Raw genomic sequence first — 21,891 nt, forward strand, 5'->3', positions numbered from 1 at the left:
CATCTGTTGCCTTCGACAACAGTGCTCGACGCTCGACGTCCGATCGACTCATCCGCTCTCCTTCGCCATCACCAGCATAGGACGCAGGGAAACCCCTCAAACGAGGGATGGGATGCGCGGCGCGCGCCCCACAGACTCCAGGTCATGACAAGTCTGGAGAACTTGATCGGCGACCAATTGCTGACACCGGGCAGCCCGGGTTGGACCACCGCGGTGACCGGTTTCAACACAGCCGCGGCCCATCGGCCCGATCTCGCCGTCGCTGCCGAGCAGCCTGACCACGTCGTACGAACGGTCCGGTATGCCGCGGAGCACAACCTCCCGGTGGCGGTGCAGGCGACCGGCCACGGCATCTCCGTACCGGCCGACGGAGGCATCCTGATCACGACGAGCAGGCTGTCGGGGGTCTCGGTCGACGCGCGGGCGGGAACCGCCACGGTGCAGGCAGGGGTCCGCTGGGATCAGGTGATCGCGGCGGCCGCGCCGTACGGGCTGGCGCCGTTGAACGGTTCGTCGCCGCTCGTCGGAGTGGTCGGCTACACCCTCGGCGGCGGCCTCGGGCCGATGGCGCGGCGGTTCGGGTACGCCGCCGACCACGTGCGATGGATCGACGTCGTCACCGCCGACGGGGTCCTGCGGCGGGCCGACGCGGTCGGGGAGCCTGAGCTGTTCTGGGCGCTGCGGGGCGGCAAGGGCAACTTCGGTGTTGTCACCGCGATGGAGTTCGACCTGATGCCGGTCCGCACCTTCTACGGCGGAGGGATGTACTTCCCAGCGGATTCGATCGAGGAAGTGCTCGACACCTGGCGGCAATGGACTGCGGAGATCCCCGAGTCCTTGACGACCTCGATCGCGCTCCTGCGGCTGCCCGACCTTCCGATGGTGCCCGAACCTCTTCGGGGACGAGTGACCGCGCATGTCCGGGTCACGTTCCTCGGCGTACCGGACGACGGGGAGCGGCTGCTGTCGCCGTTCCGCGGGCTAGGGCCCGTCCTCGACACGGTCGTGCAGCGTCCATACCCGGAAATCGGTGAGGTGCACCAGGACCCCGTCGACCCGATGCCGGTGCAGGAACGGTCGATCTTGCTCGACGGCTTCGACGAGCAGGCCGCGAAGGCGCTGCTCGAAGCCGCGGGCCCGGGCTCCGACTGCACGGCGTACGTCGTCGAGGTCCGGCACCTCGGCGGTGCAGCAGAGAGGATGCCCGTGACGCCCGGAGCGTTCGGCAACCGCGCTGCGCCGTACGTCCTGGCGACGATCTCGCCACCGGACGGCATGTCCGCGTCCGTGCTGGCAGCGCTCGAGCCCTGGGGCAACGGTCTGGCCTACATCAACTTTCTCAACGGTCCTGGTGCGGAGAAGGAGACCGCACGCGCGTTCGAGCCGGCTGTCTACGAGCGGCTGGTCGAACTCAAAGGGCGTTACGACCCCGCGAACCTCTTCCGCTTCAACCAGAACATCTCTCCGATCGGAGGCAGGGCGTCATGACTGCTGCTGCACGCTCCACCGGCCTTCGCCTCGGCAGCCTGTTCGGCCCGGCGATCTTCGGGGTGACCGCCGCGGGAGTGGCTCTGCCCGATGTGACGCGGGCGCTCGGCACGACACCGTCGACGGCGGCGTGGGTCCTGATCGCGCATGCTCTTGCCCTAGGCATCGGTACTGCGCTGTCCGGCCGGTTCGCCGACTCGCGCGGAGTCCGGTTGACCATGCTCGCCGGGGCCGGGATTCTCGTCGCCGGCGCGGTGATCTGTCTGTCGGCACAGGGGATCGCCGCGCTGGTGATCGGCCGGCTGGTGCTCGCCACCGGATCCGGAGCCATCTCCGCGTCCGCGTTGGCGTTGGCGTCGTCATCCTCGCCGGAGCAGCGACCGAAGGTGCTGGCGACGTTCGGCGCCACGATCGCGGTGTTCTCGGCCGGGGCCACTCTCGCCGGTGGTGCGGTGACGCAGTGGTTGACCTGGCGGCTCACGGTGGTACTACCTGTTCTTTCGGTGCTGGCCGTGCCCTTCGTACTCCGGGCTGCCAAGGACCGTCCGGGTTCGAACCGCCCGATCGACCTGACGGGGGCGGGCCTGCTCAGCCTCAGCGCTGCCTCGTTCGTCATCCTGATCCAGTCGTCGGCGCTGGATCTGTCCTGGAGCGCGGTCTCCGGTTTGGCGGCGGCTTTGGTGCTGAGTGCGGCGGGTCTGACACTGCGGGTTGCGCGGGTACCGGAAGGGTTCGTGCAACGCGGGCTTGTCACCGACGCCACCTTCCTCCGGGCGATGGTCACCGGAGCCGGTGTGTTCGCCGGGCTCTTCGGATCGATGTACGCCGTACCGCAGTTCCTCGTCCGTGAGCACGGCTGGTCGATTCTCGCGGTTGGTGTCTGGCTCCTGCCCGGGGCCGTGCTCGGTGGCGTCCTGTCCCGGGTGGCGAGCAGGCTGGCCGCGAGCGGTGGAGTCATGATCGCGGCGACGGCGTTCTCGTCGGCTGTGCTGCTCGGTCTCGCGGGGTCGACGGACAGTTCGGTCCTGGTGATTTGTGCTGTGTCGCTGGGATTCGCGGCCTTCGCCAGTACCCAGGTGGTCGCGACCGGACTGATGTCCGCGCGGATCCAGCCCGCCCGACGCGGAGGTGGGCTCGCCCTGCTGAATCTGACCTTCTTCGTCGGTGGCGGCGCCGGCTCGGCTCTCGCAGGGGCACTCACGAAGTCCTTCGGGCTGAGCACGGTGATCGCCTCGATCGCCGTCTTCCCATTATTGGGTGCCTTCGCCGCCCTCACGCTGCGCCGGCAGGGGCTCGCCGACGCATCTCATCCCTAGGCCGTGGAACGCCTCGGGGTCAGGGGCTGATCAAGCCTGTCCGACAGGCGATGACCACGAGTTGCGCACGATCGCAACGGGACCGGGCTCATCCCCCTCCTCGACGGCACGAGCTACTACTCCTTGCCCAGCCTGGCGACGCGGGGAACGCTCAAGGTGAACAACCGCACGTACCCGGTGACCGGTGAGTCGTGGATCACGGATCGCGAGTTTCCGTACGCCACGGTGCTCCACCCGGACGGGACCCACGAGGTCGTCGCAGTGAAATAACCGGATCTGCTGCAGCGTGACGCAGACCTCACGACCGAACGATCGACAACATGGAAAGCATATAATACGGTTTTCATATTATATCTTATGCGAATCCGGACCCTCCGGACGCGAAGGAGCAGTACTGTGAACACAACGTTGAACGTCGTCCTCTGGATCGCCCAAGGCTTCCTTGCCCTCTTCTTCTTCGCGGGCGGCGTCCCGAAGGTCGTGGGCCGCGGCATCGACCGGTGGACCGGATTCTCCGACCTGCCGCGTGCCCAGGTGATCCTCGTCGGCGTGACCGAGGTCCTCGCCGCCGCGGGGCTGGTGCTGCCCAAGGCGACCGGCGTACTGCCGTGGCTGACTCCGCTGGCGGCCATCGGGCTCGCCGTCATCGGCCTGATGGCCGCTGGATTCCACGTACGTTTCAACGAGCATCTCAACGTCCTCGAGACCTCACTCCTGGCTTCCATCGGTGGAGTGATCGCGATCGGCCGCTGGGATCTGGTCGACTCGAGCGCCGAGGTCGCGCCGTGGACGGTGGTCATCGCGCTCTGCCTGCTGGTCCCTGCAGCCGTCGTCAACGTAGTCATCCTCTACAAGGGCGGCGCTCAGCAGACCGCCTCGGCGCACAGCAGTTCCGGACAACCCATGGAAGCCCGGCAGCCCGTCGCCTGATACCTGGGCGTACTCGATCTGTCTATTCGCACGATGAACGACCGCGGGCGCCGCAGAGGTCGGCGGCGATACTGAATAATCGGACGCGTTCTGATTGCCGATGCTGTTGATCGTCCTGGTGATCGAGTGCGCGATGGTAGATCTGCCGCATGACGCGGTCGGCGGCGTCGGCCGAACCGAGCATGAGGTGGCAGAACAGTCGCAGCTGCGCGTGAAGCTCCTCGTTGTGCTGGGTGATGTTTTCTGGTTCGGACATGCCGTTGGCCGTGTCAGAATCCGAACAGTGGAAACAGCCCTGAGCCGTGGAACGCGACGATTCGGCAGGCGCCCTCGGTTGTGAGTGTCAGTACGTGCAGCGCATGTGGGTGGTGTGCGCCGTCGCGGCCGCGGGCGTACACCGCGAAGGCGGGTTGTCCGTTGGCGGAGGTGGGGACCAGTGCGGCCGGTCCGATCACTGGCATCTGTTTGGCCAGGAAGGCGAGGATGGCGTCGCGGCCTTCGAACCAGGTCGCGATCGGCGGCATTTCCCATCTGGCGTCCTCGGTCAATACCGCGACGAGTTGATCGACGTCGGCGGTTTCGAACGCGGTGACGTATCGGTCGAGCAGGGCCCGCTGTCGTGGCTCGTCGGGTTCGATCAGCTCGTCTTGGCTGAGCGGAACCTGGGCTCGGGCGCGCTGGAGCGCGCTGTTGACGGCCGCTGTCGTCATCTCCAGTAGTGGCGCCACCTCGGCCGTACGCCATTGCAGCACGTCGCGGAGAATCAGCACGGCTCGCTGTCGCGGCGGTAGCTGCTGGAGTGCTCCCACCAGCGCGAGCCGCATGGTCTGTCGTTCCACCACGACCGTCGCCGGATCGGCCGGAGTGGTGGTGAACAGGAAGTCGGGTATCGGCTGGAGCCACGGCACCTCCCGAGCTCGGGGGCCGAGCGCCGCATCCAGGTCTGTCTGGGGGGCGCCGAGATCCGCGGGTAGAGGCCTGCGCCTGATTTTCTCCAGCGCCTTGAAACACGCCCGGGTCGCGATACGGTACAGCCAGGTTCGCAGCGACGACCTTCCCTCGAACGCGTCGTACGCACGCCAGGCTTCGAGGTAGACGTCTTGCACCACCTCTTCGGCCTCGTCGACCGAGCCGAGCATGCGGTAGCAGTAGGCGAGCAGCTCGCGCCGGAACGGTTCGCTCAGCGTTCCGAAATCCTTGTCGCCGGCGGCCTCGGCATCAGTCATGGTGTGCATGATCCGCCGATTCGGTGGTGGCGGCGTGCGCGGCTCGCGCGAGATGGACGACCTGGGCCCGGTAGGTGTTGATCATCGTCATGTCCTTGCAGAAGGAATGCGGATCAGCGGACGGCGATGTCAGCCATGTCGATGGCGACGAAGACGATCTGGTCGTCGCCCATTGCGGCGTAGGCCCGTCGCGTGGCTGGGATGATGATGCCGTCGACGTCGCGGTAGTCGGCCGCATAGAGGTGTGATTCGGTTGTCGGATCGACGATGTCGATGGTGAAGTCGTGGCGGCGCAGCAACCCGTCCGAGCCGAAGCAGAACACCTGCGTACGGGTGTGGCTCTTGATGTGATCGGGGAACGTCACGCTCAATCGCCGCCAAGTTTCACCGTCGGCCTCAATCGGGGCGATCTCCTCGCAGACGAACCCCGGCCAGGTGAACAGGAACGGCGTATTCACGTACGTCCACAGCGCTTCCCCGGTGAAGTACGCCAGATGCAAGTCGTCCCATGGTGTGTGGAACTCGTGGTCGGCGAACGACCGCTCCGGGTCCTCGCGTGTGTCGACGACCGTGCCGTCGGATTGCTGCAGGACGACCTGTTCGGGCCGGAACAGTGACCGTCTGTCTTGAGCGAGGTAGTCCATGGTCAGCCGTTGCTGCGTGGTGTCGACCTCGAAGCGGACGTTGCTCATCGCGTCCGCTTTCCCCTTCATCTGCCAGAAGGCCCCACTGATGGCGGCCTTGATGTTGATGGTCTTGATCTGGTTCCACCGGTCCAGACCGCCGTGTGCGGCGATCGCGGTCGCGAGTAGATCGTTCATGGCTTGCTCCTTGAATTGAAGGGTGCCCCGGGCGCCGATGGGAGTGGCAGCCGGGGCGTGTTGTGATCAATCGACGATGATTCCGCCGGTCAGGTTGGCGACAGTTCCTGTCATCGCCGACGCTTGGTCGGAGGCGAGGAAGACCGCCACTGCGATGAGTTCGGCCAGTGCGGTGGGGCGCTTGCGGTGGGTCATCGAGGTGACCATGGCGGTGAACTGCTCTTGGGGGATGCCCATCGCGTCGGCGTGCAGCCCATAGACGACGTCGATGTTCGGTGTTTCGACCATGCCCGTGGTGCGCAGGCAGATCGAGCGGACACCGTGCTGGGCCCATTCGGCCGACAACGCGCGGTTGAGCGCCTCCATCGCGGCCCAGGCCACGCTCATGCCCCCGACCAGCGGCAGACTCACTCGGGCGGGTTCGGGCGTGTGCATCATGATCACTCCCGATCCTTGGGGGATCATGTGCCGCGCCGCCGACTTCGCAGTGATGAAGTGGGCCTGGGTGTACGTCGTGATCGGTCGCATGAAGTTGTCGACCGGTAGGTCGGTGAACGGGATGCCCTGCAGCCCCTGCTGAGGGATTCCGATCGCGTTGAACGACACGTCGATGCGACCTGCGTCGGCGATGACGGCGTCGAGGTGTTCGTTGACGGATTTCTCATCCAGGGCGTCGACCACAGCGGTTTCGGCGATTCCGCCCGCGGCGGCGATTTCCTTTGCGACGGCGTCGACACTGTCACGACTTCGCCCGGCCAGGAAGACCCGGGCACCTTCGTGGGCGAATCCGCGGGCGACCGCACCGCCGACCGCTCCGCCCGCGCCATAGATGACCACGTTCTTGTTTTCCAGCAACATATCCTTCTCTTTCTTGTTGTTCACGCGAGCGCGTGAAGTCCGTGGCCGGTGAGCTGGTATTCCCCGAACTCGTCCCGGTTGCCGGTGTCCCCGCACAATCGCGCGATCTCGGCGCCGACGATGGCGGGCGTGAGCAGCGGCTCAAGTGCTGCCGTGAACGTGGCGGTGTCGATTCCCTGGCGCTCGGCGTACGCGGCGACCCCGGCGGCGCCGAGTTCGGTGGCAGGTGTGAGTTGCGGCAGCACGGTGGCGAAGCGGATGCCCAGGCCGGCGCGGCGGGACTCGTCCGCGGCGTAGGAGGCCAGGAATCGGATCATCGCTTTCGCGCCCGCGTATCCGCCGCTCAGAGGTGAGCCGCGCAGTGCGGCACCGCTGGACATCGACACCACCAGGCTGCCGGGCGTCAGCGGGTGCCGCAGCGTCGCGCGGATCCAGTGGAATGCGTGTTGGGTGTCGACGTGCCAGTTCTGGCTGAACGATTCCCACGATTGTTCGTGCACAGGGACGGTGGCGGGTCTCGCGCCGGCGTTGAGCACGAGCAGTGTCGGTTGGTGTTGCTCGATCAGGGTGCGGGCGGTCTCCGCGTCGGTCGCGTCGGCGACCACCGGGACGAACGCCGCCCCCAATCGTCGGTGCACGTCCGCCAACGCGTCGGCGGTGCGCGCAACGCCGACGACCTGGTGACCTTGATCGATCAGCGCGGCGGCGATCGCCGATCCGAAGCCACGGCCCGCTCCGGTGACTATCGCCGTGGTCTGTGACTTGCGCGATGGGTTCATACCTATACAGAGGCGAGCTCACCACGAAACTCATCGCTGCGACCCAGTTCGGCTTGCCGCCGGTGAACCTGGACCGCGCGATCCGGCCGTATGAGCAGGTTCGAGATCGCCCGGCTCACCGCCCACCGTGACATGCAACGGGCAATCTGCTCCTGGCGGCACCGGGCCCTTCGAGCCGCCCAAGGGCAAGGCCAAGAAGGTGACAGGCGACGCGACCGACAATCGCGATCTGGGGGACGAGATCCGCGTGGATGTCAAGCAAGCAGTGGTGATCCTCGGTGGTGAGGTGTCCTCCTGACTGGTCAAGCGGGCTGCCGGTGACGATGCCTGGGATACCGCGGGTGTGGTGGACGTCAGCAACCAATTGCAGCCCCGTGCCGAAGCAGGCGACAGCAACTGAACACCTCCGGCGAGCAGCCGGACCGCCACACAGACGTGAGATGCAGCTGATGCCTTGCGTGCTCAGTGCATGTAGAGGCCGCCGTCTACGTTGAGGGTTTGGCCGGTTATGTAGGTGGATTGGTTGGAGAGTAGGTAGGCGATTGCGGATGCGACGTCGTGGGTTTCGCCGACGCGGTTGACGAGGAGGGTGTCGATCAGGTCCGCGCGTGTCTCGGGGGTTAGGGGGCCGCCCATGATGTCGGTGTTGATGGGGCCTGGGGCTATGGCGTTGACCGTGATTCCAAAGGGGCCCAGTTCTCGGGCTAGGGCTCGGGTTAGGCCTATTACGCCGGCCTTGGCGACCGAGTAGGGGGTTTTGCTGTAGGTGCCGCCGCCTCGTTGGGCTGAGGTGGAGGAGATGCTGACTATTCGGCCGTAGTTGTGGCGGACCATGGACTCGGCTACTCGGCGGGTTACGTAGTGGACGCCGTTCAGGTTGGTGTTGATGACTCGGTGCCACTCGTCGGAGGTCAGTTCCAGGTAGGGGACGGGGGAGCTGACGCCGGCGATGTTGGCCAGCGCCGCTAGCGGTGGGAGGGCGGCCTCTAGTTCGTCGATCGCTGTGCGGACCTGGGCTTCGTTCGAGACGTCGGCGGTGACGGCGTACGCCGTGACGTTGTGGTTCGCGGCGATCTCCTCGGCGAGTGCCTTGCCGCCGACAGCGTCGATGTCGAGGATGCCGATGTTCCAGCCCTGCGAGGCCAAGAGCAACGCGGTGGCTCGGCCGATGCCCCGCGGGGATGCCGCGCCGGTCACGACCGCGGTACGCGCGCCGGGTGCGTCCGCGGTGTGGTCGGCGGTGTGGTCGGCGGTCACTTGGCGGCTCCGTAGTCCTGGCCGGGCTTCCAGTCGCTGAAGGCGTAGTCGGCTTCGGAGACTTTGGCGCCGGCGGCCTTGGCCTTTGTCAGGGCCTGGGCACGGTCGGCCGACGTGGCGTCGCTCAGCTTCTTCAGTTCGGCCTTGAGGTCCTTGATCGATCCGCCCAGGTAGCCCTGGACGATGTTGCCGACGTGCGGGGTGACCGGCTTGCGCAGTGCGTCGACGCGCGCTATCGCGGGGTTCTTCACGATCGCCTGGGGCATCAGGAACACGTTTTTCTTGCAGTACTCGACGCCCTTCTTGTACGCGTCGACCACGTTCGACGACGCGACGAGGTCGAGGTTCAGCGGCGGTTGGTCCATCGCCTCGACCATTCCCTTCTGGTAGTCGTCGGACATGAAGGACGCGATCAGCTTCCCGGCGACGTCGGGATTCTTGCTGTCGGCGGAAACGAAGTACGTCGCAGCCGGCCGGCCGCGGTAGCACCACGGATTCATGCCGGAAGTCGGCACCAGAATCTGTCCGGACGCGAGCTTGTCGACGATCGTCGGTGCCAGCGCCTTCGATCCACCGGCACACCAGATGCCGTCGATGAACGTCCCGACCGCCCCGGACGCGTACCGGGTGCGAGCATCGACGACACCGAAATTGTTGGAGCCCGGCATGATCAACTTGTCGTCGTTCAGCTGCTTCAGGAACTCGATCACGCCCACGTAGGCGTCATGGTGATAGGCGTACTCGCCGGTGGTGAACTGCAGCCCTTGGTATCCGGGGAAGCCGGCAGCCTGCGCCATGTCGTCGACCTGGTCACGGATGCGCCCGCCGTCCGCACCGATCGCCAACGTGAGCGGCTGGATCCCGGCCGACTTGAGCTTCCCCAACGCATCCTTGAACGCGGCGTAGTCCGTGGGGACGTTGTTCGGGTCGAGTCCGGCCTTGGACCAGTGGTCCTTGTTCACCCACACCAGCGTCGAGCTCTGCCGGAAACTGAACATCGGGAAGCCGTACAGCTTGCCGTCCAGTTGGGTGATGCCCTCGGTGAACGCGTCCTTCGGAAGCTTGGCCTTGATGTCAGCCGGAATCGTCACCTCGTGTACCCATTTGCCACTCACCAGGGCAGGCAGCGGGAGCCCGATCACGTTCGAGTAGACGTCCGGCATCTTGTTGGCCTGATGCGCGAGCTGGAACGCCTGGGTCGCCTTGGACGCGTCGTAGTACGTATGGGCGACGTTGGTCTTCAAAGACGGCGATTGGGTCTTGGCCCAGTCGTCATTGAGGTGCTTGAACGAACTGAAGTGGTCCCACCAGTCCAGCGTTCCGGTGGCGCCTCCGCTCGTGCTCCCGGACTGAGAGCTCGAGCCGCTGCATCCGGTCGCGGCTCCGACGGCGGCGAATACTGATGCGCCGAGCAGACTGCGACGTGTCATCCCGGTCATTTCTACTCCTTAGGACTTGACTGCTCCGGAGATTCCCTCGACGAAGTAGCGCTGCAGGAAGATGAAGAGCACGACCACGGGGACGATCGAGATCACCCCGGCCGCGGCCATGCCGGACCAGTCGGTCGCGGTCTCGCCGACGAACGCCTGCATGCCGACGCTCACCGTCCGGAGATCCGGCCGGCTGAAGGTGAACACCAGCGGCAGGAAGAAGGCGTTCCAGGTCGTGATGAAGGTGAGGACCGCGACGGTCGCCGTGACCGGCATCGCCAGCGGCAGCATCACCGAGAAGAAGATACGGACGAAGCCGGCGCCGTCGACGACCGCGGCCTCCTCCAGTTCGCGGGGGATCTGCCGGAAATATCCGTAGTACAAGAGGATCGCCGACACGTACGCCCCGCCGCTGAGCGCCAGGATCATTCCACCCAGCGAGTCGATCAGGTGCAGCTGCATCGAGATCTTGACCACCGGGATGATCGTGTAGCCGGTGGGGACGAACAGCGTCGCGATCAGTACGCCGAGGAAGAGCTTGGACCCGCGGAATCGGTATCGGGCCAGGACATAGCCCGCAGTCGCGCAGCGGATGGTGACGATGACGACGGTGATGACTGTGGTGACCACGGTGTTGATCAGGTACCGGCCGAAGTGCGCGTCGTTCCAAGCCCGCGCATAGTTGTCCCAGACGAACTTCGAAGGCCACAGCTTCAGGCCGCCCGCGAACATCTCCATGTTGTCCTTGAGCGATGCCGACAGCATCCACAGGAACGGGAAGATCCAGAGCACCGCGATACCCACCAGGAAGAGCGCGGCGATCCACCAAGGCAGCCGGTGCAACAGCCGCCGTTGCCGATCCGTGCGTACGACGACTTGCGCTGTCATCGCTGGTCTCCTCTCAGCCGGCGACCGGCGTACACGCCCCACAACTGAAGGGCTCCGACGACGGCGACCAGCAGCCCGAAGATCACCGCAGCCGCGGAGGCGTGTCCGAGCTGCGGGATCGAGGCGGCGAAGGCCCAGCGGTAGATGTAGATCTCGATGATCTCGGTGTGGAAATACGGTCCACCGCCGGTCAGGGTGTACATCAGGTCGAAGTTGTGGAAGGTCTCTTCGACCGTCAGCACGGTGATGATGATCAGGAACGGCTTGAGCATCGGCAGCGTGATGTGCCGGAAGAGTTGCCCGGTCCCGGCGCCGTCGATCCGGGCGGCCTCGTACAACTCGTACGGGATGGTCTGCAGCGCCGCGAGCCAGTAGATCATCGTGACGCCGAAGAACTTCCACACGTACAGAACGGCTGCCGTCGGCAGGGCCAGGTGCTGGTCACCCAGGAAGTCGACGCCGCCGAACCCGAGCTTCGTCAACGCCGTGCTGACCGGTCCGCTGGCCGGATCCAGGATGAAGCGCATCACCACGCCGATGATCGCCGTCGTGGTCACCACCGGGATGAAGAACGCCGAACGCAGTAAGCCGATCAGCGGCAGCTTCGGCGAGTTGAGGACCATTGCCAGCAGCAACGTGAGCAGCACCCGCGCCGGCACCACCAGCAGCATGAAGAACAACGTGACCTTGAACGAGTTCCAGAACAGCGGATCGGCGAAGACTTCGCGGTAGTTGCTCAGGCCAACGAACTTCTGATCGGCGTCGAAACCGTTCCACTCGACCAGCGAGTACCAGTAGCTCGCGATGATCGGGTAGATGGTGTAAACGCCGTACAGCACGACGGTCGGCACCAGGAAGATCCAGATCCAGGTGGTCCTGAGTCGTACAGATCTGCCAGTCATGATCCGGCTACCTGATCTGGCTGAGCGCGAAGGTGCGGGGATCGTTGCCGATCCGGTGGCCGGCCTCCAGCGCGGTGATCGAGGCGACCTCGTCGTCGGTCAGTTCGAAGCCGCCGAGATCGAAGTTCGCGCGGATCCGTTCGGGAGAGACCGACTTGGGGATGACGAGATGTCCTTGTTGGAGGTGCCAACGGAGCACAATCTGGGCCGGCGTCACGTGATGAGCGCCGGCGATCGACGCCAGTACCGGAAGATCGAGATCGTGCCCCTGACCGAGCGGTGAGTACGCCGCGATCGCGATCGACCGCTCGCGGCACAGTTCGGTCAGGTCGCGCTGCTGATAGCTGGGATGCAGCTCGATCTGGTTGACCGCCGGAACGATCTCGCTCTCCTTGGCCAAGCGGTTCAGGTGTTCGGGCAGGAAGTTGGACACACCAATCGCGCGTACCCGCCCGTCGGCGTAGATCCGCTCCAGCGCACGCCAACTGTCGACATAGCGATCGGCAGTCGGGTGGGGCCAGTGCACGAGATACTGATCCGCGTAGTCCAGGCCGAGGCGCTGCAGCGTTTCGTCGTACGCCGTCAGTGCCGACTCGTAACCGTGCTCTCCGTTGCGCAACTTGGTGGTGACGAACAGTTCGTCGCGCGGAAGACCGCTGGCCCGTACGGCGGCACCCACACCGGCCTCGTTGTTGTACGCCGCCGCAGTGTCGATGTGGCGGTACCCGACCTCGATCGCCTGCTCGACCACGCGCTGGGTGTCGCCCGGCGGGACCTGGAAGACGCCGAAACCACGCTGGGGAACCTGTACGCCGTTGTTAAGTGTGATCATCGCGGTCAGCTGCTCGGTTCGAGGATCAACAACGATGCTGACGGCAACGGCAGTGAGATCTCCAAAGACACCTCGCCGTCGACCGTGAGGCTGCGTTCCGGTTCGAACTCCTCGAGACCCTGCCGGCTCTTGATCGTGGCCAACTGCTCGTCGGTCGGGTCCTGGGGCGAGCCGAGCCCTTGCCAGACGGTGAAGGCATTGCTGTGGTCGGCGTCGATGCGCAGATGCCGCAACCGGTACGATCCCGCAGCCAGATTGCGCAAGGTCAAGGTCACCGGTGTCAGGTCAGGGCTGGTCTGGTACTGGTCGTCGATGTGCCGCCAGACCAGTACGGCGACGCTCCCGTCCTCCGAACGCGAAGCCAGGGCGTCGACTTCCTCGGGCATGCTGCTGCCGTCGGTGCCTTCGAGTTCGCTGACCTGCCAGGCCGCGTCCGAGGTCGTGCGGAGACGGTCCTGCCCTAGCAGCGACAGCATCCGATAGGCGTTGAGGAACGGCTTCTCGACGCCGCCAGCGGTGAGGAAGGAGCGGGTGCCTTCGAAGTAGCGTTCGGCCTCGAAGTAGAAGCTCCACGAGGTGGCGTACGCGACCTGCGCCGGCTCAGTCGCGTTCAGATCGAGGATCTTCTTCATCAGCTTCGCCTGGAAGACCGGGTAGTACTCGGTGTTCTGGAAGCTGTAGTTGCGGTTGTCGTAGCGTCCGAAGTGCGCCGGCACCGCCGCGTCGCACTCGTCGACGATCACCGGTAGCTCGGCGTACGCCTCGTACGAACCGATCAGCCGGTTGAACTCGCGCAGGTCGTACAGCATCTTCGTCGACGACGGGCTGAGCTGCTCGGCCGCCGGCTCGGCGAACGGGCGGTAGTCGCGGGTCGGGAAGTGGCAGCCTTTGGTGTGGTACGAAATGAAGTCCAGCGGCTCGCCGCGCCGCGAGGTGTAGTCCAGGAAACCCTGCAGGAAGCTCAATCCGCCGCTGGTGACGGCCGGTCCGCCGACCTTCGCCTCGGGCAGCACGGCTCGGATCGCCTGGACCGTTGCGGTGTAGAGCTCGTTGTACTGATCGAGAGTGCCGCGCCAGTAGTCGATGTCCGGCTCGTTCCACAGCTCCCAGAGCCAGGTCTTCACCTCGGCCTCGCCGTAGCGATCGATGCAGTGCCGAACCGTGGCGCTGATCAGGCCCGCCCACTTCTCGTAGTCCTTGGGCGGATATCCCCAGGCGCCCGCCTCGTAGTTCGTGTAGGCCGTCGGGCTCGGTACGACGGTCAGCTCGGCGGCCTCGGGTGGCAACAGGTCGCGCGGGGTGAAGCCGAGCTCCACCAGCAGGTGGTGTCCGGCGCCGACAATCGCGTCGTACGCCTGATCCAGCAGGGTGAAGTCGTAGTACGGGTTGCCGTCGGCGTCCTCGTGGTAGACGTTGCCGGAGCTCCAGTGCGGGATGCCGAATCCGCTGCCGGAGCAGTACATGTAGTGCGGCCGGACGAAGTAGCCGGCGCCGGAGAAGTCGGCGAAGGTCTGCAGCAGGCGCTTTCCGGTGGGCATGTACGTCCAGTTGAACTCGTCGTACCCGAAGCTCTCCCAGATGCGCGCCAGCGGGCCCTCGATCTCCGCGGCGTCGACCTCGATCGTCGCCGCGGTGACGTGCGGAGCGTCGGGGTTCCGGGGAGCGGCGGGCGGGAAGGGGCCGAGTGCCCTGCGTCCGGTGTGAACCGCTGTGTCTGTGGTCATCGGCGTCGTGACCTCTCTCTGCCTGAGCGGGAGCTTCAGAGTCTGCTCGGCACTTCGTTTACTGTCAATGGGTAACTGTTTACAATCTACAGTGACGCTCGGGAGGGGTTAGAGTGCATCGGATACTGGCGGTAACTGGCTTGAGGAGGTGGTCGGCTTGATCCCCGACGATGTCGTGTCCCCGCTGCCGTCGCAGCGCGCTCTCGGTGATCTGGTGACCGACGTGCTCCGGGAAATGATCACGGGCGGCCGGTTCCAGCCGGGCCAGCATCTCAAGGAGACCGAGCTGGCCGAGGCGCTCAAGGTCAGCCGCGGGCCGATCCGGCAGGCGCTGGCCCGGCTCGAGGAAGAGGGGCACGTCGAGCTCCGGCGGCACCGCGGGGCGTTCGTCAGCACCTTGACCAGGACCGATGTCGAGGAGGTGCACACCCTTCGCGGCGCGATCGAACGACTGGCCGCCGGCCGTGCGTGCACACGGATGCAGGGCGCGGGCTTCGCCGAGATGGACGAGGTCCTGGAGCAGATGAAGAGCGTCGACACCAAGATCGATCCGGAGGACGCCGTACGGCTGGACCTCCAGTTCCACGACATCATCTACGCGTATTGCGACCACTCGCGCGTGCAGCGCGTCTGGGAATCCATCCGCGGGCAGGTGACCGTTTTCCTGCGCGCCCGGAACGCGAGTTTCCCGGATTTCCTGGAGGTCGGCTACAGCGAGCACAAGGAGCTGCGCGACGCGCTCGCTCTGGGGGATCCGCAAGCTGCGCAGGACGGAATCGACAAGCACATCCTCGGCGCGTACGAGCGACTGAAGCGACTCAACCTGCCTGACCGCTGACCTGCTCGAGTGTGGTTTGTGGAATGGTTGCAGGATGGTGGATCCACGGGCGCAGCGGACGATCGATGCGTTGCTGAGCGCTGCGGAAGAGCTCTTCGCGGCTCGGTCCGTCGCTGACGTCACGGTCGAAGAGATAGCGTCCACTGCTGGTGTCGCGGTCGGGTCGGTTTACAACCATTTCGGATCGAAGGCCGGGCTGTACGCCGCCCTGGTCGAGCGGGCCGTTGTCGTGGATCGGCAGTTCATGGATCTCGCGTACGTCGAGGGCCGCGGGCCGGTCGAGGAGTTGTACGCCGCGGCCGATGAGTATCTCGCGTTCTATCTGGCGAATCCGGAGTACTTCCGGATGCTGGCGTTTCCGGCGGAGCCGGGGAGTTACGCCGCGGGACAGGAACTCGCGGACCGGTTGGCGGACTCGGTGGACGAGCAGAACCGGCGGATGGTCGACGCGATCAAGCGCGGTATCAAGGCCGGCACGATCCGTAAGGTCAACGCGGCGGACATGGCAACGGTGCTGTGGTCCTCGTGGAACGGGATCATCAGCCTGGGCTGGCGGCAGGATCGCCTGCAACGTAACCCGAGACAGCTGAAGCGCCTGCTCCGCGCGGCGACGGACGCCTTCGCCCGCGGTCTGCTGGTCGAACGCGACTGAGATTGCGGCCGGCAACGGCCGGTGCTAGGGTCCGGACACTTCTTGCAATGATTACAAGAAGGAGGTCGCGGCGTGATGACGGACTCGCGCGATGCGCGGTTGGGTACGGCGTACGAGGTCGAGCTGCCGGCCGGGACGTTGCGGTACCACGCAGCCGGGGACGGTCCGCCGATCGTCTTTGTGCATGGGTATCTGGTGAACGCGAACCTGTGGCGGAAGGTCGTGCCGCTGTTGTCGGGGCAGTTCCGGTGCATCACGCCGGACTGGCCGTTGGGGTCTCATCTGGTGCCGATGCACCGCGACGCCGATCTGTCGCCGCCCGGAATCGCGACGTTGATCGCGGATTTCCTGGTCGCACTCGATCTGCGGGATGTGATCCTGTTCGGCAACGACTCGGGCGGCGCCTACAGTCAGCTCGCTGCGGCGACGTACCCGGAGCGCATCGGAAGGCTGGTGCTGGCCTCGTGCGAGACGCCGGACTGCACGTGGCCGCCGACGCCGGGCGGCTTTCCGCTGCTCAAGCGGACGGCGGTGCATCCGTTGACGTACCGCGCGCTGTATCAGGTGCTGCGATGGCCGCGGAGTTGGCGATGGCGGAACACATACGGCTGGCTGGCCAAGTATCCGATCGACGAGGTCACGATGCGCAGCTACATCGATCCGGTGCTGAACGATTCGGCGATTCGGTACGACGGGCGGAAGGCGATCGGGTCGGTCGACGAGCGGTACAGCCGGGCTGCCGCCGCTACGCTCGTCGAGGAGTTCGGTAAGCCGGTCGACTTCCTCTGGGCTGGGGAGGATCACGTGTTCCCGACGGCGCACGCGACGGCGTACGCCGAGCGGCTCGGGACCCGGGTGCAACTGATCCCGGACTCCTTCACGTACGTCGCCGAGGATCAGCCTGAGCTTGTCGCGCGGGAAGGGTTGGCGCGATGGCAGCGATAGGTTCGCCGGACTGGGTGGCTGAGACCAACGGTGCGCTGGGGTTGCGAGATCAGGTGCGGTTCGTCGCTCAGGCGATCGTTCGGGAGCTTGCGCCGCGGCGTGGGGGTGGAGCAGTGCTCGCGGCCGATCGAACTCCGCCGAGCACTGCTATCGCGCAGCACGTCACCGACTTCGCTCGAACCGTCCTGCCTGCGCCCTTGCTGCACCACAGCATGCGCTCGTGGCTGTGGGCGTGCATGCTGGCCGACCTCGATCGGATCGAGTACGACGATGAGCGCCTGTACGTCGCTGCGCTGTTGCATGATGTCGCGCTTTCCGACTCGCATCGTCCCGGTCCGGTGGCTGCTTGCTTCGCCGTACATGGGGCGACGGTCGCGCGTGATGTCGTGATCGGGGCGGGTGGAGGTGCTGCGTTCGCTGACGATGTGGCTGATGCGATCGCGGCGCACTTCAATGTCGCCGTACCGCTGTCGTGGGGTGCCGAGGCGCACCTGCTGCACGCGGGCACGCATCTTGATGTGGTCGGGTTGCGGCGGTTGGAGATCGCCCGGAGCAGCGTCGACGAGGTTCACGCGCGAGAGCCTCGGGCTGGGTTCGCCGGCCATTTCCTCGCTGCGATGCGTGAGGAGGGGCGGCTTCGGAAGTCGTCCCGAGCCGGGTTGCTGTGGCGCCTCGGGATGGAGCGCTCGGTCCGCCGGGCCGAGCGGGCAGTTGCATGCGAGGACCAGCCGTAACCGGGAGGAGGGGTGGAGTCTTCGTCGGCTCGGTGTGCGACCATCGGCTGATGGAGGTCTTGCGTGTCGAGGAGTTGGCGGCCGTTCACCTGGAGTTGGCTGGGGAGAGTGACAGCGGACGTAGTGCGACGACGTTGTACACCCGGCCAGGGGCCCGGTTGCGGCAGACGTTGATCGCGCTGGATGCCGGTCAGACTCTTGGCGAACATCAGAGCCCCGGTGACGCATCGCTGATGTGCCTGCAAGGGGACGTCGTCCTGCGGGCAGGTGACGCCGAGGTCGAACTGCGGGCGGGAGATCTCGTGGCGGTACCTCCACAGCGCCACGACGTACACGCTCGTACTGCGTCTGTTCTGCTGTTGTCAGTTGCGCTGCACTGAGGGCTTCGCGGACCGGTCAGGACACCGAATCGATGCGGTGTTCGGTGGCGGCGAAGGTGAAGGTGTCGCCGGGGTGGAGGTCCTTGAGGGCAGCGTAGAGGGGTGCGTCGGTCGTCATGCCTTCGTACGTGACGCCGTCGCACTCGAACGGTGAGCTGACCACGCCGACGACATAGTGGTTGTCGTCGAGTACGACGATCGCACCCGGCCGGATCTCGCTGGTCGGGGCGAAGTCGATGCTCTCGGCCTGCGCCACGGTGCTGTGCTGACGTTCCGCGACGTCCTCGTAGAGTCCGCCCAGGTCGCCGGCTTCGTCGGACTGCGACTGGTCGTCGACGGAGAACGAGGAGTCGGGGTCGAGTCTGGCCGCCGAGTCCTCGCGGCCCACGGCGGCGTCGGTCGCGCGGAGGTGTGCCTCGAGATGCGCGACCAGAGCCTCCTTGACCCGCAGTTTCGCCTTGCCGTCCATCGCGCACCCTCTCCTTGCCGTCGCGAGCTCGTACCGCACCAAGTGTCTCGCACGACATCACGTCTGCTGGGTGACGGAAAGTTCCGGAACCAGTTCCGGAACCGGCAGGGGGTGTTGGCGGGCGGATTCCGACCTTAGAGTCAGCGTTCCTGTAAGGGCTTTCCCAGGTGGTTGGAGGGTTTGTGAGGCGGACTCTTGGGCTGGCGGTCGTGGTCGGCGTAGTGGCGGCCGGGCTGGCGGCGGGTGGCGGACCTGCGGTGGCGCAGCACGGGGCGGTGGTCAGTGGGTCGTACTCGAGCGGCGCGGCACACGTCTGGCAGCCGTTGCCGACGACGTACGTCGGGAATGACGCCGGTCCTGCGGACGCGACGGTCGTGATCGATCCGAGTGTGAGCAGGCAGAAGTACACCGGCGTGGGTTTCTCCCTGGACGAGACGAGCGTGTCGAACCTGTGGAAGCTGACGCCGCAGGAGCGGGAGCGCGCGGTCCGGCTGCTCGTGGATCCGAAGACCGGCGCCGGGTTCGACCGGTTCCGGTTGACGATCGGGAGCCCGGACCTGATCGAGCATCTGCCGTTCTGGTCGTACGACGAGCTGCCGGCCGTTGTCACCGAGGATCGGAACCTGAAGTATTTCTCGATCAAGCGGGACGTGGACGCACACATCGTCGACACGGTGAAACTGATCCAGAAGTACAACCCGCGGGCCACGTTCTTCGCGTCGGCGTGGAGTGCGCCGGCGTGGATGAAGACCAACAACCGGTTCACCGGAGAGGTCGCGCTGAAGCCGGGCAGTACGACGTCGTACTACCAGGTCGGCAAGCTGCGCGACGACTGCATCGACGTGTTCGCGCAGTACTACGTGAAGTACCTGCAGGCGTACGCGCAGCGCGGCATCAAGGTCGACGCGCTGACGCTGCTCAACGAGCCGGGGATCGACGTGGTGTACCCGGCGATGGACATCAGTGTCGAGCAGCAGCAGAAGCTCGCCGTCGCGATCAAACGCGAGGTGCGGCGCGCCGGGCTCCGCACGCAGCTCTACGTGCACGATTTCAACTTCTGGGACTGGCGCGACCCGAACAGCACGGAAACCAAGAACTACTACCGGATCTTCAACGATCCGGAAACCCGGAAAGCGTCGGACGCGATCGCCTTCCACCCGTACTGGGGCGACCCGACGGTGATGCGCGACGCGTACGAGGAGTTCGGAAAACCCGTGCACATGACGGAAACGAGCGACCTGAATCCGGAAACGATTCTGAACTATTTCCGCCTCGACGCGTCGTCGTACGTCCTGTGGGCGCAGACCACCGACCAGGACGGCGGCACGCTGCACTGGACGCCGGCGCGCGACAACAACATCGACTGGGAAGAGGTCGGCCGGACGACGAAGTGGCCGAACCGGCTCGTGAAGGTCGACACGAAGACGAAAACGTTCTCCGTGCGGGACGAGCTGTACGCGATGGGGCAGTTCGCGAGGTACCTCGGGCCGGAGCACACCCGGGTCGAATCGAGCGCCACCGCGAACGGCATCAGCAACGTGGTGTTCAAGGACCGCGGGGACAACTTCGTCGCGATCGTGGGGAACGCCAACGCTGCGCCGAGCACGGTCCGCGTCACGCTGGCGGGCAAGTCGTTCACCGTGACGGTGCCGGCCAACGCGTACGCGACGTACCGGTGGCACGGCGATGTCCCGTCGTCGCACCACAACCGGGCGCCGCAGTTCACCGACGTTCCGAACGTCACCGCCGACCAGTACCAGACCACGCAGCTCCAGTTGCAGGCGACCGATCGCGACCAGGATCGGCTCGCCTACTACGCGACGGATCTGCCGACCGGGGTCAGCCTCGACGCGAGCACCGGTCTGGTGCGCATCCACCCGACCGTCGCCGGCGAGCAGGATCTGAAGTTCCGCGTGACGGACGGCGTGGCGCATGACGAGGTCACGGTGCACCTCACCGTGAACCCACGCGGCGCGCCGGTGGGTGAGAAGGTCGAAGCGGAGTCGTACGTCGCTCAGCACGGCTGGACCGATGGCGGCGCCAACTTCGTCGAGAGCAACCCGGCCGTGAGCGGCGGCAAGAACGTCGGCTGGACTGCGGCCGGCAAGTGGTTGCAGTACCGGGTCGACATCGCGCAGGCGGGCATGTACGACCTCGAGTTCCGGGTCGCGAACGGGACGGGCGCTGTTGCTGCGGACGCGATATCCGTGCGCGACGCGGCCGGGACTGTGCTGGCGAAGGTCTCGGTCCCGGACACCGGGGGATGGGCCAGTTATCAGTCCGTTCAGACGCAGGTGACCCTGCCGGCTGGGGATCAGGTGATCACCGTGTACTGCGAGACGGGCGGCTTCAACCTGGACTACCTGCGTCTGGCAGGCTGACAGCGCGACACCTCGCCGTCGCGCAAACGATTGCACAACCCGCCGGAAACGTGTCACCCTTGGTGCCCAGAATCGCTGCACATTGCATCGTGAGGAGCGCCAGGGTGACACGTATCGCCTTTCTGCATACCGGGGCCGTGGTCATTCCGACGTTCGCGGCGCTTGCTGCCGAGCATCTGCCTGGCGTGGAGGTGCAGAACCTGCTCGACGACAAGATCGTCGCCGATCTGGGTCGGGGTGCTGCGGCTGAGCAGGTCGCCCAGCGGCTCGCTGACCTTGGTGATGCCGCGGTTGCGGCCGGCGCGGAGGCGGTGATGTTCACCTGTTCGTCGATCTCGCAGTACGCCGGTCCGCTTGCCGATCGTCTTGGCGTTCCGGTGTATCGCGTCGACGAGGCAATGGCGGACGAGGCCGTTCGTGCTGGTGACCGCGTGAGTGTGATCGCGACGCTTCCCACGACCGTGCAGCCGACGGCAACACTTCTGCGTGAGCGGGCCGAGTTCCAAGGACGCGACGTCGAGATCGACGAGGTCGTCGTACCGGGTGCGTTCGAGGCGGCCGTCGCGGGAGATCGCGGTCGTCACGACTCGCTGGTGGCGGAGGCGATCAAGGCGGCGTCCGGAGACGTGGTCGTCCTCGCGCAGGCGTCGATGGCCTCGGCGGCCGAAGGGCTCGACCTCGCCGTCCCGGTCCTCACCAGCCCCGAACGCGGCATCCGCCGCCTGGCCGAACAGCTCAAGTAAGCCGCCGTCCGGCCGTGGGGCTCAACTAGCCGCAGCTCAGTCGGCGGGGCGGGATCGCTTGCGGCCGCCGATTGTGCGGTCGAGGACGCCGTAGCCGGCCAGGCCCAGCACCGAGACGGCCACCAGGAACAGCACGACCGCGACCGTGATGTTCGCCGGCCGCGCGATCAGCCCGGCGACGGCCAGGACCACGCCGATCACTGCGAACGAAACAACCAGTCGTCGGCTCATCGGCTCGTACATCACGACGCCGATGCTATCCGGCGCACAGCTCCGCGAGTCACCCCATGCACTGGCG

Annotated in this window: 25 protein-coding genes; 12 read left to right on the forward strand and 13 right to left on the reverse strand. The window is 65.9% G+C overall.

Annotated elements, in window-relative coordinates:
* Positions 1 to 144: 144 nt before the first annotated feature.
* The 4 genes from EV647_RS16570 (at position 145) to EV647_RS16585 (ending at position 3,734) form a co-directional block, all read left to right on the forward strand.
* On the forward strand, positions 145 to 1,488 hold the full coding sequence (locus EV647_RS16570) for an FAD-binding oxidoreductase (protein WP_134003635.1): 1,344 nt from the start codon (positions 145 to 147) through the stop codon (positions 1,486 to 1,488).
* Positions 1,485 to 2,804 carry an MFS transporter gene (locus tag EV647_RS16575; protein WP_134003637.1) on the forward strand — a complete coding sequence of 440 codons (1,320 nt, stop codon included), beginning with the start codon at positions 1,485 to 1,487 and terminating at the stop codon, positions 2,802 to 2,804. The genes EV647_RS16570 and EV647_RS16575 overlap by 4 nt, the downstream gene beginning before the upstream one ends.
* Before the next feature lie 90 nt (positions 2,805 to 2,894).
* Positions 2,895 to 3,074, forward strand: a complete 180-nt coding sequence (locus tag EV647_RS16580; protein ID WP_134003639.1) for a lipocalin-like domain-containing protein — start codon at positions 2,895 to 2,897, stop codon at positions 3,072 to 3,074.
* A gap of 126 nt (positions 3,075 to 3,200) precedes the next feature.
* Entirely contained in the window at positions 3,201 to 3,734 is a 534-nt protein-coding gene (locus tag EV647_RS16585; RefSeq protein WP_202876186.1) for a DoxX family protein, read from the forward strand.
* 22 nt (positions 3,735 to 3,756) lie between these two features.
* Here EV647_RS16585 and EV647_RS16590 read toward each other — a convergent pair whose 3' ends face one another.
* The 5 genes from EV647_RS16590 to EV647_RS16610 form a co-directional block, all read right to left on the reverse strand.
* Positions 3,757 to 3,990, reverse strand: a complete 234-nt coding sequence (locus EV647_RS16590) for a hypothetical protein (protein WP_134003643.1) — start codon at positions 3,988 to 3,990, stop codon at positions 3,757 to 3,759.
* Between the two features lie 13 nt (positions 3,991 to 4,003).
* A complete protein-coding gene (locus EV647_RS16595) occupies positions 4,004 to 4,960 on the reverse strand; it encodes a sigma-70 family RNA polymerase sigma factor (RefSeq protein ID WP_134003644.1) in 957 nt (318 codons plus the stop codon).
* 113 nt (positions 4,961 to 5,073) lie between these two features.
* The gene (locus EV647_RS16600) at positions 5,074 to 5,781 is read right to left on the reverse strand and encodes a hypothetical protein (protein ID WP_134003646.1); all 708 of its coding nucleotides are present in this window, start codon (positions 5,779 to 5,781) and stop codon (positions 5,074 to 5,076) included.
* Positions 5,782 to 5,847: 66 nt separating this feature from the next.
* On the reverse strand, positions 5,848 to 6,663 hold the full coding sequence (locus EV647_RS16605; RefSeq protein WP_134003648.1) for an SDR family NAD(P)-dependent oxidoreductase: 816 nt from the start codon (positions 6,661 to 6,663) through the stop codon (positions 5,848 to 5,850).
* The gene (locus EV647_RS16610) at positions 6,660 to 7,418 is read right to left on the reverse strand and encodes an SDR family oxidoreductase (RefSeq protein WP_134003650.1); all 759 of its coding nucleotides are present in this window, start codon (positions 7,416 to 7,418) and stop codon (positions 6,660 to 6,662) included. The genes EV647_RS16605 and EV647_RS16610 overlap by 4 nt, the downstream gene beginning before the upstream one ends.
* Before the next feature lie 127 nt (positions 7,419 to 7,545).
* Here EV647_RS16610 and EV647_RS42065 point away from each other — a divergent pair, with 127 nt between their 5' ends.
* Complete coding sequence (locus tag EV647_RS42065) at positions 7,546 to 7,716, forward strand: hypothetical protein (protein WP_166680351.1); 171 nt, start codon at positions 7,546 to 7,548, stop codon at positions 7,714 to 7,716.
* 164 nt (positions 7,717 to 7,880) lie between these two features.
* On the opposite strand, the gene EV647_RS16615 is transcribed toward EV647_RS42065, so the two are convergent.
* Genes EV647_RS16615 through EV647_RS16640 form a run of 6 tightly spaced genes read right to left on the reverse strand, consistent with a single transcriptional unit; the run spans position 7,881 to position 14,451 of the window.
* Positions 7,881 to 8,675: an SDR family NAD(P)-dependent oxidoreductase gene (locus tag EV647_RS16615; protein ID WP_134003652.1), complete on the reverse strand. Its 795-nt coding sequence runs from the start codon at positions 8,673 to 8,675 to the stop codon at positions 7,881 to 7,883.
* Positions 8,672 to 10,114, reverse strand: coding sequence for an ABC transporter substrate-binding protein (locus tag EV647_RS16620; protein ID WP_134003654.1), 1,443 nt, complete (start codon positions 10,112 to 10,114; stop codon positions 8,672 to 8,674). Before EV647_RS16620 ends, EV647_RS16615 begins: the two co-directional genes overlap by 4 nt.
* Positions 10,115 to 10,123: 9 nt before the next feature.
* Entirely contained in the window at positions 10,124 to 10,993 is an 870-nt protein-coding gene (locus tag EV647_RS16625; RefSeq protein ID WP_134003656.1) for a carbohydrate ABC transporter permease, read from the reverse strand.
* Positions 10,990 to 11,895: a carbohydrate ABC transporter permease gene (locus EV647_RS16630; protein ID WP_134003658.1), complete on the reverse strand. Its 906-nt coding sequence runs from the start codon at positions 11,893 to 11,895 to the stop codon at positions 10,990 to 10,992. The genes EV647_RS16625 and EV647_RS16630 overlap by 4 nt, the downstream gene beginning before the upstream one ends.
* Before the next feature lie 7 nt (positions 11,896 to 11,902).
* Positions 11,903 to 12,727: an aldo/keto reductase gene (locus tag EV647_RS16635; RefSeq protein WP_134003660.1), complete on the reverse strand. Its 825-nt coding sequence runs from the start codon at positions 12,725 to 12,727 to the stop codon at positions 11,903 to 11,905.
* A 5-nt stretch (positions 12,728 to 12,732) separates the two neighbouring features.
* Positions 12,733 to 14,451: a glycoside hydrolase gene (locus EV647_RS16640; RefSeq protein WP_134003662.1), complete on the reverse strand. Its 1,719-nt coding sequence runs from the start codon at positions 14,449 to 14,451 to the stop codon at positions 12,733 to 12,735.
* A gap of 157 nt (positions 14,452 to 14,608) precedes the next feature.
* Between EV647_RS16640 and EV647_RS16645 the strand changes: the two genes are divergently transcribed.
* From EV647_RS16645 to EV647_RS16665, 5 genes are all read left to right on the forward strand, one after another.
* Positions 14,609 to 15,289, forward strand: a complete 681-nt coding sequence (locus EV647_RS16645) for a GntR family transcriptional regulator (protein ID WP_202871085.1) — start codon at positions 14,609 to 14,611, stop codon at positions 15,287 to 15,289.
* A 34-nt stretch (positions 15,290 to 15,323) separates the two neighbouring features.
* Complete coding sequence (locus tag EV647_RS16650) at positions 15,324 to 15,941, forward strand: TetR/AcrR family transcriptional regulator (protein ID WP_202876187.1); 618 nt, start codon at positions 15,324 to 15,326, stop codon at positions 15,939 to 15,941.
* Between the two features lie 75 nt (positions 15,942 to 16,016).
* Positions 16,017 to 16,886 carry an alpha/beta fold hydrolase gene (locus tag EV647_RS16655; protein WP_134003663.1) on the forward strand — a complete coding sequence of 290 codons (870 nt, stop codon included), beginning with the start codon at positions 16,017 to 16,019 and terminating at the stop codon, positions 16,884 to 16,886.
* Positions 16,874 to 17,620 carry an HD domain-containing protein gene (locus EV647_RS16660; protein ID WP_134003665.1) on the forward strand — a complete coding sequence of 249 codons (747 nt, stop codon included), beginning with the start codon at positions 16,874 to 16,876 and terminating at the stop codon, positions 17,618 to 17,620. Before EV647_RS16655 ends, EV647_RS16660 begins: the two co-directional genes overlap by 13 nt.
* 50 nt (positions 17,621 to 17,670) lie before the next feature.
* On the forward strand, positions 17,671 to 18,000 hold the full coding sequence (locus EV647_RS16665; RefSeq protein WP_166679986.1) for a cupin domain-containing protein: 330 nt from the start codon (positions 17,671 to 17,673) through the stop codon (positions 17,998 to 18,000).
* Between the two features lie 16 nt (positions 18,001 to 18,016).
* Here the strand turns inward: EV647_RS16665 and EV647_RS16670 are convergent, their stop codons facing one another.
* Positions 18,017 to 18,469 (reverse strand): hypothetical protein, encoded by a 453-nt coding sequence (locus EV647_RS16670; protein WP_134003669.1) that lies wholly within the window; start codon positions 18,467 to 18,469, stop codon positions 18,017 to 18,019.
* A 182-nt stretch (positions 18,470 to 18,651) separates the two neighbouring features.
* Between EV647_RS16670 and EV647_RS16675 the strand changes: the two genes are divergently transcribed.
* On the forward strand, positions 18,652 to 20,850 hold the full coding sequence (locus tag EV647_RS16675) for a carbohydrate-binding protein (RefSeq protein ID WP_134003671.1): 2,199 nt from the start codon (positions 18,652 to 18,654) through the stop codon (positions 20,848 to 20,850).
* Positions 20,851 to 20,954: 104 nt separating this feature from the next.
* Positions 20,955 to 21,593 carry an aspartate/glutamate racemase family protein gene (locus EV647_RS16680; protein WP_134003672.1) on the forward strand — a complete coding sequence of 213 codons (639 nt, stop codon included), beginning with the start codon at positions 20,955 to 20,957 and terminating at the stop codon, positions 21,591 to 21,593.
* A gap of 36 nt (positions 21,594 to 21,629) precedes the next feature.
* On the opposite strand, the gene EV647_RS42070 is transcribed toward EV647_RS16680, so the two are convergent.
* On the reverse strand, positions 21,630 to 21,839 hold the full coding sequence (locus EV647_RS42070; RefSeq protein WP_166679987.1) for a hypothetical protein: 210 nt from the start codon (positions 21,837 to 21,839) through the stop codon (positions 21,630 to 21,632).
* Positions 21,840 to 21,891 lie beyond the last annotated feature (52 nt).

It is taken from the genome of Kribbella sp. VKM Ac-2566 (genome assembly GCF_004366005.1).
Classification (GTDB): Bacteria; Actinomycetota; Actinomycetes; order Propionibacteriales; family Kribbellaceae; genus Kribbella; species Kribbella pratensis.

What these genes read in the sequence shown, in the direction of transcription:
- EV647_RS16665 (WP_166679986.1), top strand. Translation starts at nt 17,671, where the DNA reads ATGGAGGTCTTGCGTGTCGAGGAGTTGGCGGCCGTTCACCTGGAGTTG.
- EV647_RS16660 (WP_134003665.1), top strand. Translation starts at nt 16,874, where the DNA reads ATGGCAGCGATAGGTTCGCCGGACTGGGTGGCTGAGACCAACGGTGCG.
- EV647_RS16630 (WP_134003658.1), bottom strand. Translation starts at nt 11,895, where the DNA reads ATGACTGGCAGATCTGTACGACTCAGGACCACCTGGATCTGGATCTTC.
- EV647_RS16620 (WP_134003654.1), bottom strand. Translation starts at nt 10,114, where the DNA reads ATGACCGGGATGACACGTCGCAGTCTGCTCGGCGCATCAGTATTCGCC.
- EV647_RS16650 (WP_202876187.1), top strand. Translation starts at nt 15,324, where the DNA reads ATGGTGGATCCACGGGCGCAGCGGACGATCGATGCGTTGCTGAGCGCT.
- EV647_RS16635 (WP_134003660.1), bottom strand. Translation starts at nt 12,727, where the DNA reads ATGATCACACTTAACAACGGCGTACAGGTTCCCCAGCGTGGTTTCGGC.
- EV647_RS16595 (WP_134003644.1), bottom strand. Translation starts at nt 4,960, where the DNA reads ATGACTGATGCCGAGGCCGCCGGCGACAAGGATTTCGGAACGCTGAGC.
- EV647_RS16590 (WP_134003643.1), bottom strand. Translation starts at nt 3,990, where the DNA reads ATGTCCGAACCAGAAAACATCACCCAGCACAACGAGGAGCTTCACGCG.
- EV647_RS16610 (WP_134003650.1), bottom strand. Translation starts at nt 7,418, where the DNA reads ATGAACCCATCGCGCAAGTCACAGACCACGGCGATAGTCACCGGAGCG.
- EV647_RS16670 (WP_134003669.1), bottom strand. Translation starts at nt 18,469, where the DNA reads ATGGACGGCAAGGCGAAACTGCGGGTCAAGGAGGCTCTGGTCGCGCAT.
- EV647_RS16600 (WP_134003646.1), bottom strand. Translation starts at nt 5,781, where the DNA reads ATGAACGATCTACTCGCGACCGCGATCGCCGCACACGGCGGTCTGGAC.
- EV647_RS16570 (WP_134003635.1), top strand. Translation starts at nt 145, where the DNA reads ATGACAAGTCTGGAGAACTTGATCGGCGACCAATTGCTGACACCGGGC.
- EV647_RS16640 (WP_134003662.1), bottom strand. Translation starts at nt 14,451, where the DNA reads ATGACCACAGACACAGCGGTTCACACCGGACGCAGGGCACTCGGCCCC.
- EV647_RS16625 (WP_134003656.1), bottom strand. Translation starts at nt 10,993, where the DNA reads ATGACAGCGCAAGTCGTCGTACGCACGGATCGGCAACGGCGGCTGTTG.
- EV647_RS16655 (WP_134003663.1), top strand. Translation starts at nt 16,017, where the DNA reads ATGACGGACTCGCGCGATGCGCGGTTGGGTACGGCGTACGAGGTCGAG.
- EV647_RS16575 (WP_134003637.1), top strand. Translation starts at nt 1,485, where the DNA reads ATGACTGCTGCTGCACGCTCCACCGGCCTTCGCCTCGGCAGCCTGTTC.